The sequence below is a fragment of the Saprospiraceae bacterium genome, from assembly GCA_016709995.1.
Taxonomy (GTDB): Bacteria; Bacteroidota; Bacteroidia; order Chitinophagales; family Saprospiraceae; genus JADJLQ01.
In genome coordinates this window covers 743,731-766,552 of record JADJLQ010000002.1, presented here as the reverse complement: position 1 = coordinate 766,552, position 22,822 = coordinate 743,731, and the positions used below count along the sequence as shown (strand labels likewise).

The window sequence follows — 22,822 nt, the reverse complement described above, 5'->3', positions numbered from 1 at the left end:
GCACCAACCACACCAACGACACCAACCTTAAGTGCAGTGAGCCAACCTGGTTGCGGTGGGACCAATGGAAGTTTTACCATCACCAATTACAATGCATCCTATGTTTATACGATAAGTCCTTCTACCGGAGTGAGCCGATCAGGTAGTACAATCACCGCGCCAACTGGCAGCTACACCGTAACAGCCACATTAGGGCCGTGTACCTCGGGATCATCACTGACCGCAACTGTCAATGCTGCACCAACCACACCAACGACACCAACCTTAAGTGCAGTGAGCCAACCTGGTTGCGGTGGGACCACCGGAAGTTTTACCATCACCAATTACAATGCATCCTTTGTTTATACGTTAAGTCCTTCTACCGGAGTGAGCCGATCAGGTAGTACAATCACCGCGCCAACTGGCAGCTTCACCGTAACAGCCACATTAGGGCCGTGTACCTCGGGATCATCACTGAGCGCAACTGTCAATGCTGCACCAACCACACCAACGACACCAACCTTAAGTGCAGTGAGCCAACCTGGTTGCGGTGGGACCAATGGAAGTTTTACCATCACCAATTACAATGCATCCTATGTTTATACGATAAGTCCTTCTACCGGAGTGAACCGATCAGGTAGTACAATCACCGCGCCAACTGACAGCTACACCGTAACAGCCACATTAGGGCCGTGTACCTCGGGATCATCACTGAGCGCAACTGTCAATGCTGCACCAACCACACCAACTACTCCAACCTTAAGTGCAGTGAACCAACCCGGTTGTGGTGGGACCACCGGCAATTTTACCATCACCAATTACAATGCTACATATAGTTATACGATAAGTCCTTCTACCGGAGTGAACCGATCAGGTAGTACAATCACCGCGCCAACTGGCAGCTACACCGTAACAGCCACTTTAGGGCCGTGTACCTCGGGATCATCACTGAGCGCAACAGTCAATGCTGCACCAACCACACCAACGACACCAACCTTAAGTGCGGTAACCCAACCCGGTTGTGGTGGGACCACCGGAAGTTTTACCATCACCAATTACAATGCGTCTTATGGTTATACAATAAGTCCTTCCTCCGGAATAAACCGATCAGGTAGTATAATCACCGCACCACCGGGCACTTATTCGGTAACAGCCACTTTAGGGTTATGTACTTCCGGCAGCTCTTTGAGCGCAACCGTAAATTCAGCACCATCCACACCAACGACACCAACCTTAAGTGCAGTGAGCCAACCAGGTTGTGGAGAGACCAACGGAAGTTTTAGCATCACCAATTACAATGCAACTTATATTTATACAATAAGTCCTTCCTCCGGAGTAAGCCGATCAGGTAGTACGATCACCGCCCCACCGGGCACTTATTCGGTAACAGCCACTTTAGGGTTATGTACTTCCGGCAGCTCTTTGAGCGCAACCGTAAATTCAGCACCATCCACACCAACGACACCAACCTTAAGTGCGGTAACCCAACCCGGTTGTGGTGGGACCACCGGAAGTTTTACCATCACCAATTACAATGCGTCTTATGGTTATACGATAAGTCCTTCCTCCGGAGTAAACCGATCTGGTAATACGATCACCGCCCCACCGGGCACTTATTCGGTAACAGCCACTTTAGGGTCATGTACTTCCGGCAGCTCTTTGAGTACTTTAGTGGACACTATCCGGGCAGTGCCAACTTTAAATATTATCACTACCATTTGTTCCTCAGATCTGACAACTTACTCTATTAGTTACACCAGCAATGGCACCGTCAGTAGTCCCGTAGGAACAGTAAATAATACTACCAAAACCATAAGTAATATCCCCACCGGCACTAATATTACATTGACATCAACAAGTAATGGATGCAGCACCTCATTAAATGTTACAGCCCCATCTTGCACCTGTCCATCCATCACCGCACCAACAAGCGGCGGTAATCAATCAATCTGCTCGAATGAATCGATCCCAAACTTAAGCGCTAACGCAACTGGCATCAATGAGACCATCGATTGGTATGATAGCAGTACCGGTGGCAATTTATTGCAACAGGGGTCCAACACTTATACTCCATCCATAGCAGGGACTTATTATGCAGAAGCCAGAAACACGATCAACGGATGTAAAAGCAGTACAAGAACCCCAGTAAGTTTAATCATCCGTGCTGTGCCCACTTTAAGTTTGACAACCATCACTTGCTCTGCAGATCTTACTACTTACACCATCTCATTTGCAAGTAATGGCACAGTCAGCAGCACCACAGGCTCCGTAAATAATACTACCAAAACCATAAGCGGTATTCCATCCGGTACAAATGTCACGCTATCTTCAAGCCTCAACGGTTGCACAACTACCCTCAATGTTACAGCTCCATCTTGCACCTGTCCTTCCATCACAGCGCCAACGAGCGGCGGCAATCAAACAACCTGCTCGAATGAATCGATCCCAAACTTAAGCGCTACCGCAACTGGCATCAATGAGACCATCGATTGGTATGATAACAGTACCGGCGGCAATTTATTGCAACAGGGATCCAACACTTATACTCCATCCATAGCAGGGACCTATTATGCAGAATCCAGAAACACGATCAACAGTTGTAAAAGCAATACAAGAACCCCTGTCAGTTTGATTATCCGGGCAGTGCCCACTTTGAGCATTATCACTACCACTTGCTCCGCAGATCTTGCTTCGTATAGCATCAATTTCTCCAGCAATGGCACGGTTAGCAGCTCCTCTGGCATTGTAAACAATACTACCAAAACCATAAGCGGTATTCCATCCGGTACAAATGTCACGCTATCTTCAAGCCTCAACGGTTGCACAACTACCCTCAATGTTACAGCTCCATCTTGCACCTGTCCTTCCATCACCGCACCAACAAGCGGCGGCAATCAAACAATCTGCTCTAATGAATCGATCCCAAACTTAAGCGCTACCGCAACTGGCATCAATGAGACCATCGATTGGTATGATAACAGTACCGGCGGCAATTTATTGCAACAGGGATCCAACACTTATACTCCATCCATAGCAGGGACCTATTATGCAGAATCCAGAAACACGATCAACAGTTGTAAAAGCAATACAAGAACCCCTGTCAGTTTGATTATCCGGGCAGTGCCCACTTTGAGCATTATCACTACCACTTGCTCCGCAGATCTTGCTTCGTATAGCATCAATTTCTCCAGCAATGGCACGGTTAGCAGCTCCTCTGGCATTGTAAACAATACTACCAAAACTATAAGCGGTATTCCATCCGGTACAAATGTCACGCTATCTTCAAGCCTCAACGGTTGCACAACTACCCTCAATGTTACAGCTCCATCTTGCACCTGTCCTTCCATCACCGCACCAACAAGCGGCGGCAATCAAACAATCTGCTCTAATGAATCGATCCCAAACTTAAGCGCTAACGCAACTGGCATCAATGAGACCATCGATTGGTATGATAGCAGTACCAGCGGCAATTTATTGCAACAGGGATCGAGTACTTATAGACCATCCATTGCAGGCACTTACTTTGCAGAATCCAGAAACACGATCAACGGATGTAAAAGCAGTACAAGAACCCCAATGAGTTTGATTATCCTGGCAGTGCCCACTTTGAGTTTGACTACCATCACTTGCTCTGCTGATCTTACTACTTACTCCATTTCATTTGCAAGTAATGGCACAGTCAGTAGTTCCGTAGGAACAGTAAATAATACTACCAAAACCATAAGCAATATCCCCACCGGCACTAATATTACATTGACATCAACAAGTAATGGATGCAGCACCTCATTAAATGTTACAGCCCCATCTTGCACCTGTCCTTCCATCACCGCACCAACAAGCGGCGGCAATCAAACAACCTGCTCGAATGAATCGATCCCAAACTTAAGCGCTAACGCAACTGGCATCAATGAGACCATCGATTGGTATGATAGCAGTACCAGCGGCAATTTATTGCAACAGGGATCGAGTACTTTTACTCCATTAATCGCAGGCACTTACTTTGCAGAATCCAGAAACACGATCAACGGTTGTAAAAGCAGTACAAGAACCCCGGTGAGTTTGATTATCCGGGCAGTGCCCACTTTGAGCATTATCACTACCACTTGTTCCGCAGATCTTGCTTCGTATAGCATCAATTTCTCCAGCAATGGCACGGTTAGTAGCTCCTCTGGCATTGTAAACAATACTACCAAAACCATAAGCGGTATTCCATCCGGTACAAATGTCACGCTATCTTCAAGCCTCAACGGTTGCACAACTACCCTCAATGTTACAGCTCCATCTTGCATCTGTCCTTCCATCACCGCACCATCGAGTGGCAGCAATCAAACAATCTGCTCTAATGAATCGATCCCAAACTTAAGCGCTAACGCATCTGGCATCAATGAGACCATCGATTGGTATGATAGCAGTACCGGCGGCAATTTATTGCAACAGGGATCGAGTACTTATAGACCATCCATTGCAGGCAATTACTTTGCAGAATCCAGAAACACGATCAACGGATGTAAAAGCAGTACAAGAACCCCAATCAGTTTAATCATCCGTGCTGTGCCCACTTTAAGTTTGACTACCATCACTTGCTCTGCTGATCTTACTACTTACTCCATCTCATTTGCAAGCAATGGCACAGTCGGTAGTTCCGTAGGAACAGTAAATAATACTACCAAAACCGTAAGTAATATTCCCACCGGCACTAATATTACTTTGACATCATCAAGTAATGGATGTAGCACTACATTGAATATTACAGCTCCATCTTGCACCTGTCCTTCCATCACCGCACCAACAAGCGGCGGCAATCAAACAATCTGCTCGAATGAATCGATCCCAAACTTAAGCGCTAACGCAACTGGCATCAATGAGACCATCGATTGGTATGATAGCAGTACCAGCGGCAATTTATTGCAACAAGGATCGAGTACTTATAGACCATCCATTGCAGGCACTTACTTTGCAGAATCCAGAAACACGATCAACGGTTGTAAAAGCAACACAAGAACATCAGTCAGTTTGATTATCCGCGCAGTGCCCACTTTAAGTTTGACTACCACCACTTGCTCCGCAGATCTTGCTTCGTATAGCATCAATTTCTCCAGCAATGGCACGGTTAGCAGCACCACTGGTATTGTAAATAATACTACCAAAACCATAAGCAATATCCCCACCGGCACTAATATTACATTGACATCAACAAGTAATGGATGTAGCACCTCATTGAATATTACAGCCCCATCTTGCACCTGTCCATCCCTCTCAGCCCCGATCAGCGGCGGCAATCAAACGATCTGCTCAAATGAATCGATCCCAAACTTAAGCGCTAACGCAACTGGCATCAATGAGACCATCGATTGGTATGATAGCAGTACCGGCGGCAATTTATTGCAACAAGGATCGAGTACTTATAGACCATCCATTGCAGGCACTTACTTTGCAGAATCCAGAAACACTATCAACGGTTGTAAAAACAGTACAAGAATTCCGGTAAGTTTAATCATCCGTGCTGTGCCCACTTTAAGTTTGACAACCATCACTTGCTCTGCAGACCTTACTACTTACTCCATCTCATTTGCCAGCAATGGCACCGTCAGTAGTTCCGTAGGAACAGTAAATAATACTACCAAAACCGTAAGTAATATTCCCACCGGCACTAATATTACATTGACATCAGCAAGTAATGGATGTAGCACTACATTGAATATTACAGCTCCATCTTGCATCTGTCCTTCCATCACCGCACCAACGAGTGGCAGCAATCAAACAATCTGCTCTAATGAATCGATCCCAAACTTAAGCGCTAACGCATCTGGCATCAATGAGACCATCGATTGGTATGATAGCAGTACCGGCGGCAATTTATTGCAACAGGGATCGAGTACTTATAGACCATCCATTGCAGGCAATTACTTTGCAGAATCCAGAAACACGATCAACGGATGTAAAAGCAGTACAAGAACCCCAATGAGTTTGATTATCCTGGCAGTGCCCACTTTGAGCATTATCACTACCACTTGCTCCGCAGATCTTGCTTCGTATAGCATCAATTTCTCCAGCAATGGCACGGTTAGCAGCACCAATGGTATTGTAAATAATACTACCAAAACCATAAGTAATATCCCCACCGGCACTAATATTACATTGACATCAACAAGTAATGGATGCAGCACCTCATTAAATGTTACAGCCCCATCTTGCACCTGTCCATCCATCACCGCACCAACAAGCGGCGGTAATCAATCAATCTGCTCGAATGAATCGATCCCAAACTTAAGCGCTAACGCAACTGGCATCAATGAGACCATCGATTGGTATGATAGCAGTACCGGTGGCAATTTATTGCAACAGGGGTCCAACACTTATACTCCATCCATAGCAGGGACTTATTATGCAGAAGCCAGAAACACGATCAACGGATGTAAAAGCAGTACAAGAACCCCAGTAAGTTTAATCATCCGTGCTGTGCCCACTTTAAGTTTGACAACCATCACTTGCTCTGCAGATCTTACTACTTACACCATCTTATTTGCAAGTAATGGCACAGTCAGCAGCACCACAGGCTCCGTAAATAATACTACCAAAACCATAAGCGGTATTCCATCCGGTACAAATGTCACGCTATCTTCAAGCCTCAACGGTTGCACAACTACCCTCAATGTTACAGCTCCATCTTGCACCTGTCCTTCCATCACAGCACCAACGAGCGGCGGCAATCAAACAACCTGCTCGAATGAATCGATCCCAAACTTAAGCGCTACCGCAACTGGCATCAATGAGACCATCGATTGGTATGATAGCAGTACCGGCGGCAATTTATTGCAACAAGGATCGAGTACTTATAGACCATCCATTGCAGGCAATTACTTTGCAGAGTCCAGAAACACGATCAACGGATGTAAAAGCAGTACAAGAATTCCGGTAAGTTTAATCATCCGTGTTGTGCCCACTTTAAGTTTGACAACCATCACTTGCTCTGCAGACCTTACTACTTACTCCATCTCATTTGCCAGCAATGGCACCGTCAGTAGTTCCGTAGGAACAGTAAATAATACTACCAAAACCGTAAGTAATATTCCCACCGGCACTAATATTACTTTGACATCATCAAGTAATGGATGTAGCACTACATTGAATGTTACAGCTCCATCTTGCACCTGTCCATCCATCCCAGCCCCAACGAGTGGCAGCAATCAAACAATCTGCTCAAATGAATCGATCCCAAACTTAAGCGCTACCGCAACTGGCATCAATGAGACCATCGATTGGTATGATAGCAGTACCGGCGGCAATTTATTGCAACAGGGATCGAGTACTTATAGACCATCCATTGCAGGCACTTACTTTGCAGAATCCAGAAACACGATCAACGGATGTAAAAGCAGTACAAGAATTCCGGTAAGTTTAATCATCCGTGCTGTGCCCACTTTAAGTTTGACAACCATCACTTGCTCTGCAGACCTTACTACTTACTCCATCTCATTTGCCAGCAATGGCACCGTCAGTAGTTCCGTAGGAACAGTAAATAATACTACCAAAACCATAAGCAATATCCCCACCGGCACTAATATTACTTTGACATCATCAAGTAATGGATGTAGCACTACATTGAATGTTACAGCTCCATCTTGCACCTGTCCATCCATCCCAGCCCCAACGAGTGGCAGCAATCAAACAATCTGCTCTAATGAATCGATCCCAAACTTAAGCGCTACCGCAACTGGCATCAATGAGACCATCGATTGGTATGATAACAGTACCGGCGGCAATTTATTGCAACAAGGATCGAGTACTTATAGACCATCCATTGCAGGCACTTACTTTGCAGAATCCAGAAACACTATCAACGGTTGTAAAAGCAGTACAAGAATTCCGGTGAGTTTGATCATCCTACTAGAGCCAACTTTAAGTTTGACTACCACTACTTGTTCCGCGGATCTTACTACATATAGCATCAATTTCTCCAGCAATGGCACAGTTAGCAGCACCTCAGGCAACGAAAACAATACAACCAAAACTATAAGTGGAATTCCATCGGGCATCAATGTCACGCTGACTTCAAGCCTCAACAGTTGCACAACTACCCTCAATGTTACAGCCCCATCTTGCACCTGTCCTTCCCTCTCAGCCCCGATCACCGGCGGCAATCAAACAATCTGCTCTAATGAATCGATCCCAAACTTAAGCGCTAACGCAACTGGCATCAATGAGACCATCGATTGGTATGATAGCAGTATTGGCGGCAATTTATTGCAACAGGGATCGAGTACTTATAGACCATCCATTGCAGGCCATTACTTTGCAGAATCCAGAAACACTATCATCGGTTGTAAAAGCAGTACAAGAACCCCAGTAAGTTTAATCATCCGTGCTGTGCCCACTTTGAGCATTATCACTACCACTTGTTCCTCAGATCTCACTACTTACTCCATCTCATATGCAAGTAATGGCACAGTCAGCAGCACCACAGGCTCCGTAAATAATACATCTAAAACCATAAGCGGTATTCCATCCGGTACAAATGTCACGCTATCTTCAAGCCTCAACGGTTGCACAACTACCCTCAATGTTACAGCTCCATCTTGCACCTGTCCTTCCATCACCGCACCAACAAGCGGCGGCAATCAAACAATCTGCTCTAATGAATCGATCCCAAACTTAAGCGCTAACGCAACTGGCATCAATGAGACCATCGATTGGTATGATAGCAGTACCGGCGGCAATTTATTGCAACAAGGATCGAACACTTTTACTCCATCCATTGCAGGCACTTACTTTGCAGAATCCAGAAACACGATCAACGGATGTAAAAGCAGCACAAGGATTCCGGTGAGTTTGATCATCCTACTAGAGCCAACTTTAAGTTTGACTACCACTACTTGTTCCGCGGATCTTACTACATATAGCATCAATTTCTCCAGCAATGGCACAGTTAGCAGCACCTCAGGCAACGAAAACAATACAACCAAAACTATAAGTGGTATTCCATCGGGCATCAATGTCACGCTATCTTCAAGCCTCAACGGTTGCACAACTACCCTCAATATTACAGCCCCATCTTGCACCTGTCCATCCCTCTCAGCCCCGATCAGCGGCGGCAATCAAACGATCTGCCCTAATGAATCGATCCCAAACTTAAGCGCTACCGCAACTGGCATCAATGAGACCATCGATTGGTATGATAGCAGTACCGGCGGCAATTTATTGCAACAGGGATCGAGTACTTTTACTCCATTAATCGCAGGCACTTACTTTGCAGAATCCAGAAACACTATCAACGGTTGTAAAAGCAGTACAAGAACCCCTCTGAGTTTGATTATCCGGGCAGTGCCCACTTTGAGCATTATCACTACCACTTGTTCCTCAGATCTGACAACTTACTCTATTAGTTACACCAGCAATGGCACCGTCAGTAGTCCCGTAGGAACAGTAAATAATACTACCAAAACCATAAGCAATATCCCCACCGGCACTAATATTACATTGACATCAACAAGTAATGGATGCAGCACCTCATTAAATGTTTCAGCTCCATCTTGCACCTGTCCTTCCATCACAGCGCCAACGAGCGGCGGCAATCAAATAATTTGCTCGAATGAATCGATCCCAAACTTAAGCGCTAACGCAACTGGTATCAATGAGACCATCGATTGGTATGATAGCAGTATTGGCGGCAATTTATTGCAACAGGGATCCAACACTTTTACTCCATCCATAGCAGGGACCTATTATGCAGAATCCAGAACCACGATCAATGGCTGTACAAGCCATGTAAGAACCCCAGTCAGTTTGATTATCCGGGTAGTGCCCACTTTAAATATTATCACTACCACTTGCTCCGCAGACCTTACTACTTACTCCATCTCATTTGCAAGCAATGGCACAGTCGGTAGTTCCGTAGGAACAGTAAATAATACTACCAAAACCGTAAGTAATATTCCCACCGGCACTAATATTACTTTGACATCATCAAGTAATGGATGTAGCACTACATTGAATATTACAGCTCCATCTTGCACCTGTCCATCCATCCCAGCCCCAATCACCGGAGGTAATCAAACAATCTGCTCTAATGAATCGATCCCAAACTTAAGCGCTAACGCAACTGGCATCAATGAGACCATCGATTGGTATGATAGCAGTACCGGCGGCAATTTATTGCAACAGGGATCGAGTACTTATAGACCATCCATTGCAGGCACTTACTTTGCAGAGTCCAGAAACACGATCAACGGATGTAAAAGCAGTACAAGAATTCCGGTAAGTTTAATCATCCGTGTTGTGCCCACTTTAAGTTTGACAACCATCACTTGCTCTGCAGACCTTACTACTTACTCCATCTCATTTGCCAGCAATGGCACCGTCAGTAGTTCCGTAGGAACAGTAAATAATACTACCAAAACCGTAAGTAATATTCCCACCGGCACTAATATTACTTTGACATCATCAAGTAATGGATGTAGCACTACATTGAATGTTACAGCTCCATCTTGCACCTGTCCTTCCATCACCGCACCAACAAGCGGCGGCAATCAAACAATCTGCTCTAATGAATCGATCCCAAACTTAAGCGCTACCGCAACTGGCATCAATGAGAACATCGATTGGTATGATAGCAGTACCGGCGGCAATTTATTGCAACAGGGATCGAGTACTTATAGACCATCCATTGCAGGCACTTACTTTGCAGAATCCAGAAACACGATCAACGGATGTAAAAGCAGTACAAGAATTCCGGTAAGTTTAATCATCCGTGCTGTGCCCACTTTAAGTTTGACAACCATCACTTGCTCTGCAGACCTTACTACTTACTCCATCTCATTTGCCAGCAATGGCACCGTCAGTAGTTCCGTAGGAACAGTAAATAATACTACCAAAACCATAAGCAATATTCCCACCGGCACTAATATTACATTGACATCAACAAGTAATGGATGCAGCACCTCATTAAATGTTACAGCCCCATCTTGCACCTGTCCATCCATCACCGCACCAACAAGCGGCGGTAATCAATCAATCTGCTCGAATGAATCGATCCCAAACTTAAGCGCTAACGCAACTGGCATCAATGAGACCATCGATTGGTATGATAGCAGTACCGGTGGCAATTTATTGCAACAGGGGTCCAACACTTATACTCCATCCATAGCAGGGACTTATTATGCAGAAGCCAGAAACACGATCAACGGATGTAAAAGCAGTACAAGAACCCCGGTGAGTTTGATTATCCGGGCAGTGCCCACTTTGAGCATTATCACTACCACTTGTTCCTCAGATCTCACTACTTACTCTATAAGTTTCACCAGCAATGGCACCGTCAGTAGTTCCATAGGAACTGTAAATAATACTACCAAAACCATAAGCAATATCCCCACCGGCACTAATTTTACATTGACATCAGCAAGTAATGGATGCAGCACCTCATTGAATGTTACAGCCCCATCTTGCACCTGTCCTTCCATCACCGCACCAACAAGCGGCGGCAATCAAACAATCTGCTCGAATGAATCGATCCCAAACTTAAGCGCTAACGCAACTGGCATCAATGAGACCATCGATTGGTATGATAACAGTACCGGCGGCAATTTATTGCAACAGGGATCCAACACTTATACTCCATCCATAGCAGGGACCTATTATGCAGAATCCAGAAACACGATCAACAGTTGTAAAAGCAATACAAGAACCCCTGTCAGTTTGATTATCCGGGCAGTGCCCACTTTGAGCATTATCACTACCACTTGCTCCGCAGATCTTGCTTCGTATAGCATCAATTTCTCCAGCAATGGCACGGTTAGCAGCTCCTCTGGCATTGTAAACAATACTACCAAAACTATAAGCGGTATTCCATCCGGTACAAATGTCACGCTATCTTCAAGCCTCAACGGTTGCACAACTACCCTCAATGTTACAGCTCCATCTTGCACCTGTCCATCCATCACCGCACCAACAAGCGGCGGTAATCAATCAATCTGCTCGAATGAATCGATCCCAAACTTAAGCGCTACCCCGTCTGGCATCAATGAGACCATCGATTGGTATGATAGCAGTACCGGTGGCAATTTATTGCAACAGGGGTCCAACACTTATACTCCATCCATAGCAGGGACTTATTATGCAGAATCCAGAAACACCATCAACGGATGTAAAAGCAGTACAAGAACCCCAGTGAGTCTGGTTATCCGTGCTGTGCCTACTTTAAATTTGACTACTACCACTTGCTCGGCAGATCTTACTACATATAGCATCAATTTCTCCAGCAATGGCACAGTTAGCAGCACCTCAGGCAACGTAAACAATACAACCAAAACTATAAGTGGTATTCCATCGGGCATCAATGTCACGCTGACTTCAAGCCTCAACGGTTGCACAACTACCTTCATTGTTACAGCCCCATCTTGCACCTGTCCATCCATAACAACGCCAACGAGCGGCGGCAATCAAACAATCTGCTCTAATGAATCGATCCCAAACTTAAGCGCTAACGCAACTGGCATCAATGAGACCATCGATTGGTATGATAGCAGTACCGGCGGCAATTTATTGCAACAGGGATCGAGTACTTTTAGTCCATTAATCGCAGGCACTTACTTTGCAGAATCCAGAAACACCATCAACGGATGTAAAAGCAGTACAAGAACCCCTCTGAGTTTGATTATCCGGGCAGTGCCCACTTTGAGCATTATCACTACCACTTGTTCTGCAAACCTTACTACTTACTCCATCTCATTTGCAAGCAATGGCACAGTCGGTAGTTCCGTAGGAACAATAAATAATACTACCAAAACCGTAAGTAATATTCCCACCGGCACTAATATTACTTTGACATCATCAAGTAATGGATGTAGCACTACATTGAATATTACAGCTCCATCTTGCACCTGTCCTTCCTTCACCGCACCAACAAGCGGCGGCAATAAATCAATCTGTTCGAATGAATCGATCCCAAACTTAAGCGCTAACGCAACTGGCATCAATGAGACCATCGATTGGTATGATAGCAGTACCGGTGGCAATTTATTGCAACAGGGGTCCAACACTTATACTCCATCCATAGCAGGGACCTATTATGCAGAATCCAGAAACACCATCAACGGATGTAAAAGCAGTACAAGAACCCCGGTGAGTCTGATTATCCGGGCAGTGCCCACTTTGAGCATTATCACTACCACTTGTTCCTCAGATCTCACTACTTACTCTATAAGTTTCACCAGCAATGGCACCGTCAGTAGTTCCATAGGAACTGTAAATAATACTACCAAAACCATAAGCAATATCCCCACCGGCACTAATATTACTTTGACATCAGCAAGTAATGGATGCAGCACCTCATTGAATGTTACAGCTCCATCTTGCACCTGTCCTTCCATCACCGCACCAACAAGCGGCGGCAATCAAACAATCTGCTCTAATGAATCGATCCCAAACTTAAGCGCTAACGCAACTGGCATCAATGAGACCATCGATTGGTATGATAGCAGTACCAGCGGCAATTTATTGCAACAGGGATCGAGTACTTATAGACCATCCATTGCAGGCACTTACTTTGCAGAATCCAGAAACACGATCAACGGATGTAAAAGCAGTACAAGAACCCCAATGAGTTTGATTATCCTGGCAGTGCCCACTTTGAGCATTATCACTACCACTTGTTCCTCAGATCTCACTACTTACTCTATAAGTTTCACCAGCAATGGCACCGTCAGTAGTCCCGGAGGAACAGTAAATAATACTACCAAAACCATAAGCAATATCCCCACCGGCACTAATTTTACATTGACATCAGCAAGTAATGGATGCAGCACCTCATTGAATGTTACAGCCCCATCTTGCACCTGTCCTTCCCTCTCAGCCCCGATCACCGGCGGCAATCAAACAATCTGCTCTAATGAATCGATCCCAAACTTAAGCGCTAACGCAACTGGCATCAATGAGACCATCGATTGGTATGATAGCAGTACCAGCGGCAATTTATTGCAACAGGGATCGAGTACTTATAGACCATCCATTGCAGGCACTTACTTTGCAGAATCCAGAAACACGATCAACGGATGTAAAAGCAGTACAAGAACCCCAATGAGTTTGATTATCCTGGCAGTGCCCACTTTGAGCATTATCACTACCACTTGTTCCTCAGATCTCACTACTTACTCTATAAGTTTCACCAGCAATGGCACCGTCAGTAGTCCCGTAGGAAAAGTAAATAATACTACCAAAACCATAAGCAATATCCCCACCGGCACTAATATTACTTTGACATCATCAAGTAATGGATGTAGCACTACATTGAATATTACAGCTCCATCTTGCATCTGTCCTTCCATCACCGCACCAACGAGTGGCAGCAATCAAACAATCTGCTCTAATGAATCGATCCCAAACTTAAGCGCTAACGCAACTGGCATCAATGAGACCATCGATTGGTATGATAGCAGTACCGGCGGCAATTTATTGCAACAGGGATCGAGTACTTTTAGTCCATTAATCGCAGGCACTTACTTTGCAGAATCCAGAAACACCATCAACGGATGTAAAAGCAGTACAAGAACCCCTCTGAGTTTGATTATCCGGGCAGTGCCCACTTTGAGCATTATCACTACCACTTGCTCTGCAAACCTTGCTACTTACCCATCTCATTTGCATGCAATGGCACAGTCGGTAGTTCCTTAGGAACAGTAAATAATACTACCAAAACCGTAAGTAATATTCCCACCGGCACTAATATTACTTTATCATCAAGTAATGGATGTAGCACTACATTGAATATTACAGCCCCATCTTGCATCTGTCCTTCCATCACCGCACCAACAAGCGGCAGCAATCAAACAATCTGCTCTAATGAATCGATCCCAAACTTAAGCGCTAACGCATCTGGCATCAATGAGACCATCGATTGGTATGATAGCAGTACCGGCGGCAATTTATTGCAACAGGGATCGAGTACTTTTAGACCATCCATTGCAGGCACTTACTTTGCAGAATCCAGAAACACGATCAACGGATGTAAAAGCAGTACAAGAACCCCAGTAAGTTTAATCATCCGTGCTGTGCCCACTTTAAGTGTGACAACCATCACTTGCTCTGCAGATCTTAATACTTACTCCATCTCATTTGCGAGTAATGGCACCGTCAGTAGTTCCGTAGGAACAGTAAATAATACTACCAAAACCGTAAGTAATATTCCCACCGGCACTAATATTACTTTGACATCATCAAGTAATGGATGTAGCACTACATTGAATATTACAGCCCCATCTTGCACCTGTCCATCCCTCTCAGCCCCGATCAGCGGCGGCAATCAAACGATCTGCTCAAATGAATCGATCCCAAACTTAAGCGCTACCGCAACTGGCATCAATGAGACTATCGATTGGTATGATAGCAGTACCGGCGGCAATTTATTGCAACAGGGATCGAGTACTTATAGACCATCCATTGCAGGCACTTACTTTGCAGAATCCAGAAACACGATCAACGGATGTAAAAGCAGTACAAGAACCCCAGTGAGTCTGGTTATCCGGGCAGTGCCCACTTTGAGCATTATCACTACTACTTGCTCCGCAGATCTTGCTTCGTATAGCATCAATTTCTCCAGCAATGGCACGGTTAGCAGCACCACTGGTGTTGTAAATAATACTACCAAAACCATAAGCGGTATTCCATCCGGTACAAATGTCACGCTATCTTCAAGCCTCAACGGTTGCACAACTACCCTCAATGTTAAAGCTCCATCTTGCACCTGTCCTTCCATCACAGCGCCAACGAGCGGCGGCAATCAAACAATCTGCTCTAATGAATCGATCCCAAACTTAAGCGCTAACGCAACTGGCATCAATGAGACCATCGATTGGTATGATAGCAGTACCGGCGGCAATTTATTGCAACAGGGATCGAGTACTTATAGACCATCCATTGCAGGCACTTACTTTGCAGAATCCAGAAACACGATCAACGGATGTAAAAGCAGTACAAGAAACCCAGTAAGTTTAATCATCCGTGCTGTGCCCACTTTGAGCATTATCACTACCACTTGTTCCTCAGATCTCACTACTTACTCCATCTCATATGCAAGTAATGGCACAGTCAGCAGCACCACAGGCTCCGTAAATAATACATCTAAAACCATAAGCGGTATTCCATCCGGTACAAATGTCACGCTATCTTCAAGCCTCAACGGTTGCACAACTACCCTCAATGTTACAGCTCCATCTTGCACCTGTCCTTCCATCACCGCACCAACAAGCGGCGGCAATCAAACAATCTGCTCTAATGAATCGTTCCCAAACTTAAGCGCTACCGCAACTGGCATCAATGAGACCATCGATTGGTATGATAGCAGTACCGGTGGCAATTTATTGCAACAGGGGTCCAACACTTATACTCCATCCAAAGCAGGGACCTATTATGCAGAATCCAGAAACACGATCAATGGTTGTAAAAGCAATACAAGAATACCAGTCAGTTTGATCATCCATACAATCCCCATCTTAAGAATGACTGCTACTACTTGTTCCGCAGATCAGGCCACCTATACCATTGCATATGAAAGTAATGGCCTAGTCAGCAGTTCTTCCGGTACTGTACATACGATTACCAAATTGGTGAGTGGAATACTAATCGGCACAGAGGTCACCCTCACTGCATCATTAAATGGCTGTGCTACTGATTTAATCGTCGGATCACCAAATTGTATCGCAGATACGAATACGATTAAAATAACCTCCATGGTAAGTCCGGTGTCCTGCTTTGGACAAAAAAATGGAAGCATTGGGCTGGTGGTCCATGGAGGTAAAGCACCTTATTCATATGAGTGGCAAGACCTGCCAAAGGGAGGAAATTTGAATTTTAGAACCGGCCTATCGGCTGGTACCTATCTTATAAAAGTTAGTGACCAGAATATGAATCAAGCAGATGCTCAAATCACAGTCACTGAACCTGCAATCCTTCAGTTGAATAAAATTGATGCATCCCCTGGATGTCAGGCGAACAATGGGATGATCCAAATTACTCCCCGGGGCGGGACCGCACCCTATACCTATGCCTGGAGTGATTTGATCGAACAAAAAGAGTCCGGCAGGCGGATACAATTGTCCGCAGGATATTATGAAGTCATCGTCACGGACAGTGCTGGCTGCAGGGCTGGGTTGTCTGTTCCCCTGTATACTCAACCGGGTGACGGGATCGCTGTGCATACCGAAGATATAGGCTGTGAAAATAAGGCTGCAGGTAAAATCCAGCTTACTTTTGATGCTGATCATATTCCTTCAAAAATACTTTGGAGTGATTTTAAAGAGCAGAATAGGGCCAGCAGATCCAATCTGCCTCCCGGTGACTATAGCGCAATAACAATCGATGGGGATGGTTGCTCCTATTTATTCGATTCTATTCAAATTAAAAACAAAAAGCCCATAACCCTACAGGATATAAATATTAAAGCCCCATCATGTTATGGCATAAGCGATGCTGGCATCCGGCTGGTTGTAAATTCATCCGACCCGGGCATCCAATTTAAATGGTCTAATGGCAGCCGGGACAAGGATATAGTAAATCTTCAGGCAGGCAGCTACACGCTCAGGATATTTGGTGACCAGCATTGTACAACCGATACGGTGATCGTCGTGCCCGAAGGCAATCCATTATTGAGTCCCCGGATTGAGCTGAGTGATAGCGTGCTCACTTGTAAGGATCAGGAGGTATTGGTACAATTGCCTGATAGCTTCACTTATGATTGGATCGGTCCAAATCATTTTACATCCATCTCTAACAGCGTGGCATTAAAATCTGCAGGAAAATATTGGGTGACCCTAGAGAACCACCTTGGATGTATAGCCCGGGATTCGATATTTGTGGGCGAATCGAAAGAAGTATTTAAGGCCTCCTTTATCCTTCCCTCCGAAGGAGTATTACATCAACCTGTGATCGCCTCCGAGATATCCTGGCCTATCCCGGACAGTATACATTGGGTATATGATGGGGCCACCACTTCATGGACAGGCAACGATCAAAATCAATATCGGTTTGCTTTTTCAGGCACCGGCATCTTTTCAATTAAAATGATTGCCTATAAATACGGCTGTTCCAGCGAAATAATCAAAACCATCAAAATAGTCGGTGATGCTGCCCTACTGACAACACCTGATCCTGTGACCCCGATCCGGAACATCAGGTCAATCAAGCTTTTTCCTAATCCCAATGCAGGTGATTTCGCAGCCGTTATTTCTCTAAACAGTCCGGGAGCGATGCAGATCCGGGTGTACGACCTTTTTGGAAAAATCTGGCATTCGAGATTGATTCAGGGCCAGGCCGATTATTCAGAGTCCTTTAATCTGACGGAACTGACCAATGGGGTGTATTCCATGACCTTCCTTCAGGGTATCGAATACCTGGTACTACATTTTATAGTGAGTAAATAAGGACTCACTCAAAGTCCAATAACCCATTGCGATTAGAAAATCACAACATGCATAGATATATCCATGAATGTTGGCATAAAATTGTTTAAGGAAATCAACCGCCTGATTATTATATCGCTTTAGAATTTACATGTAATTTACATTTTTTTACACCTAGCTTTGGGTTCTACATTGCTAAGCCCATACGTTTGTACAATATAAAATATAGCATCTCCGGTATAATATTAAAATTGATTAAAGCAATTATTTTCCTGGTCTTAGACACTTCATCACCTGCAATCGTACAAGGTCGGCGTGGATTCCAAACCCTTATCCCATTGATTTAAAAAAAACGATTAAAAGGAGCGTGAAAGAGAGATTTGAGATCTTTGATGCTTGAATCCTATATTAGCACCAACCAAATAAATAACACGATGATACGACAGCTATTCAGCAGTACTGTTTTTCTTGCACTGACAGTAGGCTTCACTTCCTGCCACGGACAAGAAAAAACAAACGCATCGAAAGACTCAAATACTTCCACACCAGGTCCAACAGTAATAAGAACCTTTAAAGCAGCGGCTTTGGCTCCCGATTTTGACACAACCCTGGTCAGCCAATATATCCGAAGTATTTTCCAGGATTCTAAAGGGAACCTATGGTTTGGTACCATAGGCGAAGGCGTAGTGATGTATGATGCTCATCTGTTAGACGGGCACGAAAAAACCTTGACCTACTTTTCCAATCCAAATGGATTTTATAATACCAGTGTTTATGCTATAAATGAAGACCCTAATGGTAATCTTTGGTTTGGAACCGATCAGGGCGTTTATAAATATGATGGGAAAACCTTTAGAAATTATAATCAAAAAGATGGACTAAGCCATATCGATATAAGTAGAAAAAGCATCCTGGTTGACAAGTCGGGTGCTATCTGGGTAGGCACGCATGGTGGCGTATTCCGATATAATCCATCTGCCGATAGCAGTGGCGGTCAAAGTTTTTCACTGTATGAAGAACTCCCTCCTATCAATGTGGCTGGTATCATGGAAGACCAAACCGGAAACATTTGGTTTGCTTCTTCTGATAAAGGTGTCTATCGGTACGGCGCCCACCAGCCGAACCTAAAAAGAAAGACAATTACTCATATTGCAGAAAAAGAATTATTGGGAGAAAACTATGCTGGTGGCCTCGCTCAAGATAAAGCTGGAAACATGTGGTTTACTATGAAAAACGGCATTTGTAAATATGATCCTTCGGCGGAGCTCAAGCCAGGTGGCATTCCTTTTACAGAATACACCCCGAAAGACGGATTAGGAGGAACCGAATTTTGGGGCATATATATCGAGCAGTCGGGTATTATTTGGGTTACAGCACGAGGCAGTACTACGAGATTTGATCCATCTCTCAACAAAACTGACCCAAAAGCTTTTACAGTTTTTACTCCAATGGACGGACCAAGCTGTTGTGTTCAAAGTATGTATCAAGATAGATCGGGCAATATGTGGTGGGGTACAGGGCAAGGACTTTATCGATTTGATGGTAAACATTTTTATCAGGTAAAACAGAGAGGCCCCTGGTAGTTTAAATAAAAATGTCTCAAAAATAGCTAAAACGATCATAGTGCTACACGCCGCTTGATCGTGAAGCAAACTGCCAACACCAATATACAAAAGTACAACAGTATCTCCTTGTAGAACTCGATTACAGATAACTCAAAGCCAAAAGTTTGAAACACCCAACAGACAGACAATGAAATTAAATGCACTTTTACTTTTTTTTCAGCTTGACCATATTGATTTCTTGCAATGGACAAAAAACCACTCAAAGGGCCAACACCAATTCATCGATAAATTTAGCCGACACTGTTTCCATACCGAGCACAAGCATTTGGATTGTATTTCAAGCCAATATCGGTGATTACTGGTTTGGCAGTGACACAGACCGTGCTTATCGATATGACGGAAAGACAATCGTACATTTTTCAGCCAGCGAACCACTTTATGGCAGACGAGTATTTTGTTAGGTTTTCCAAATAACGACTTTTCTTAAACTTTTACGGACACAATCATTCGACTCAGGGGCAATAACACCGCACTATGAGCCCACTGAACTAAAAACAACAAACCCCTAACAAGTTATTGACAAAGTCTGAGTTGTAAAAAATGAAGCATTAGCGGATGAATGAATTTTGGGCTAAATTTGAACCTTAGAATTTTTATACTCGGCCATATTTATAAATACAATTGTCTATGAATTTTGAAAAACTTGTTCCAAATATTTTTTACCAAAATATCACTGATGGTTTAAAATTATTTGTAGACTGCCTGGGTTTTACCATTGGACATGATGAAATAAAATCCAGCCAACCATTTTGTGTATTAGAAAGAGATGGGTTGCGCCTAAATCTTTTTGAAAATGCATCATTAGCAAAAGAACATAATCCCGAATTTAGGTTGGTGACTAAAGATATTGAAGAGGTTTATAGATCAGTAAGTATGTCCCATGTTGAATTTTTGCATCCAAATCTTAAAGTAATTACCCTTCGTCCCTGGGGCGCGAAAGAATTCGCATTAAGGGACAATCAGGTTGGGATTATTATTCAACAATGGTAAAAACTACTCAGGCTGAAGAATGAACAATTTTCCAGGGCCATTGTGATTTGCTCCAACATTCGTTCCTTTGGAAGAAAGATTTATTGGAAAAGTAATAGGAAAATCGCCAGTAACCGTGATCAAAAGATGAACTTATATGGCAAAAAACAAAACAATCGAAACAGAGGTAAGTGTGGCGGATTTCATCAATTCCTATGTGGCTAGCGACCAAAACAAAGTGGATAGTTTTCGACTAATCGATTTTATGAGGGAATGGTCTGGGTTTGAACCTAAAATGTGGGGTGCCACCATTATAGGATTTGGAAGTTACCATTACAAGTATGCAAGTGGTCACGAGGGTGATGCTCCACTTATTGGATTTTCACCTCGAAAAATGGAATTTTCACTTTATGTATTCTCACCCACACCAGACAACAAACATCTGCTGGACGACTTAGGAAAATTCAAAATTGGAAAAGCCTGTATTTATGTAAAGAGACTTTCAGATATTAATATTTTATGCCTTGAAAAACTATGCAAGACTACCATTGCCTACCTAAATGAACATGATCAATGTGCTTGTAAATAGAAAAAAGGAGATTAAAACCTTAGCTTCAAAGTCCCTCTAAAATTAAATTAACAGGTCAGATCCTTTTGAGAACTTGCTCGCCCATGGCTTCTGTGCCAAGCACCCGATCGATCGGAGTCGTGGTATCCGCTATATCCCTGGTACGCCATCCATCGGCTAGAACCTGATCGACAGCGGATAAGATAGCGTCTGACTCTGATTTGAGCCCAAAAGAGATCTCCAGCATCAGCGCTGCAGACAGGATGGAGGCCAGCGGATTGGCCACACCTTTGCCGGTGATATCATGGGCAGACCCATGGATGGGTTCGTACACGCCGGTACCATCGCCTATAGAAGCAGAAGCCAGCATACCCATAGAGCCGGCGATTTGAGAGGCTTCATCAGTCAGGATATCTCCAAAAAGATTAGCAGTAACGACCACATCATACCTGCGGGGGTCTTTGATCAACAACATGGCCATGGCATCTACAAATTGATGTTCGACCTGTATATCGGGATATTCCAGAGCTACTTTTTGCACCACCTCTCTCCAGAGTCTACTGGTCTCCAGGACATTGGCTTTGTCTACTGAACACAGTTTTTTCTTGCGCAAGCGAGCAGCATCGAAAGCTTTGCGGGCGATTCGATCTACTTCGTAGCGGCTGTATTGGGCCACATCGTAAGCAGTATCTCCATTGTCTTTTCGGCCTTTTTCTCCAAAATAGATATCTCCGGTCAACTCTCTAAAAAAGAGGATGTCAGCACCTTTGAGGATCTCAGGCTTGATACTGGATGCGCTCAAAAGGTCATCAAAGAGTTTGATAGGACGGAGGTTGGCGTACAGGCCAAGTTCTTTGCGCATTTTGAGTAGCCCTTGTTCCGGACGCACTTTGGCGGTAGGATCATTGTCATATTTGGGATGGCCTACGGCGCCAAAAAGAACAGCATCAGAGCTCCGCATTTTATCCAGGGTCTCATCAGGGAGGGGATTGCCGGTGACTTCGATGGCAGCATGACCCATGAGCGCATAATCGTAACTAAAAGTATGGCCAAACTTCAAAGCGATCTTATCGAGTATTTTTTTGCCAACCGCAGTGACTTCCTGGCCAATTCCGTCGCCGGGGACTATAAGGATATGTTTTTCTGTCATAATAATTTCTGCCCTTTAGGCGGCGCAAAAGTAAGATAATAATTTTTATAAAAGAAAGAGTGGATGATTTGGATTGCCTTGATTCAACTTTGAAATTTTTTTACCACCACTCTAAACATTATCTTTGCCCACTTTTTAACCAATC

At 44.2% G+C, this 22,822-nt stretch carries 6 protein-coding genes; 5 read left to right on the top strand and 1 reads right to left on the bottom strand.

All coding sequences use genetic code 11. The features are described 5' to 3' along the window. Positions 1-36 precede the first annotated feature (36 nt). From IPJ09_17440 to IPJ09_17420, 5 genes are all read left to right on the top strand, one after another. Positions 37-14,643, top strand: a complete 14,607-nt coding sequence (locus IPJ09_17440; GenBank protein ID MBK7373191.1) for a hypothetical protein — start codon at positions 37-39, stop codon at positions 14,641-14,643. Next, positions 14,577-18,386, top strand: a complete 3,810-nt coding sequence (locus tag IPJ09_17435) for a T9SS type A sorting domain-containing protein (protein ID MBK7373190.1) — start codon at positions 14,577-14,579, stop codon at positions 18,384-18,386. The genes IPJ09_17440 and IPJ09_17435 overlap by 67 nt, the downstream gene beginning before the upstream one ends. Before the next feature lie 413 nt (positions 18,387-18,799). Then, entirely contained in the window at positions 18,800-19,948 is a 1,149-nt protein-coding gene (locus IPJ09_17430) for a regulator (protein MBK7373189.1), read from the top strand. Between the two features lie 669 nt (positions 19,949-20,617). Continuing rightward, positions 20,618-20,980, top strand: coding sequence for a hypothetical protein (locus tag IPJ09_17425; GenBank protein MBK7373188.1), 363 nt, complete (start codon positions 20,618-20,620; stop codon positions 20,978-20,980). Positions 20,981-21,116: 136 nt separating this feature from the next. After that, on the top strand, positions 21,117-21,548 hold the full coding sequence (locus IPJ09_17420; GenBank protein MBK7373187.1) for a DUF1801 domain-containing protein: 432 nt from the start codon (positions 21,117-21,119) through the stop codon (positions 21,546-21,548). Between the two features lie 55 nt (positions 21,549-21,603). On the opposite strand, the gene leuB is transcribed toward IPJ09_17420, so the two are convergent. Continuing rightward, on the bottom strand, positions 21,604-22,677 hold the full coding sequence (gene leuB, locus IPJ09_17415) for a 3-isopropylmalate dehydrogenase (protein MBK7373186.1): 1,074 nt from the start codon (positions 22,675-22,677) through the stop codon (positions 21,604-21,606). Between the last annotated feature and the right edge of the window lie 145 nt (positions 22,678-22,822).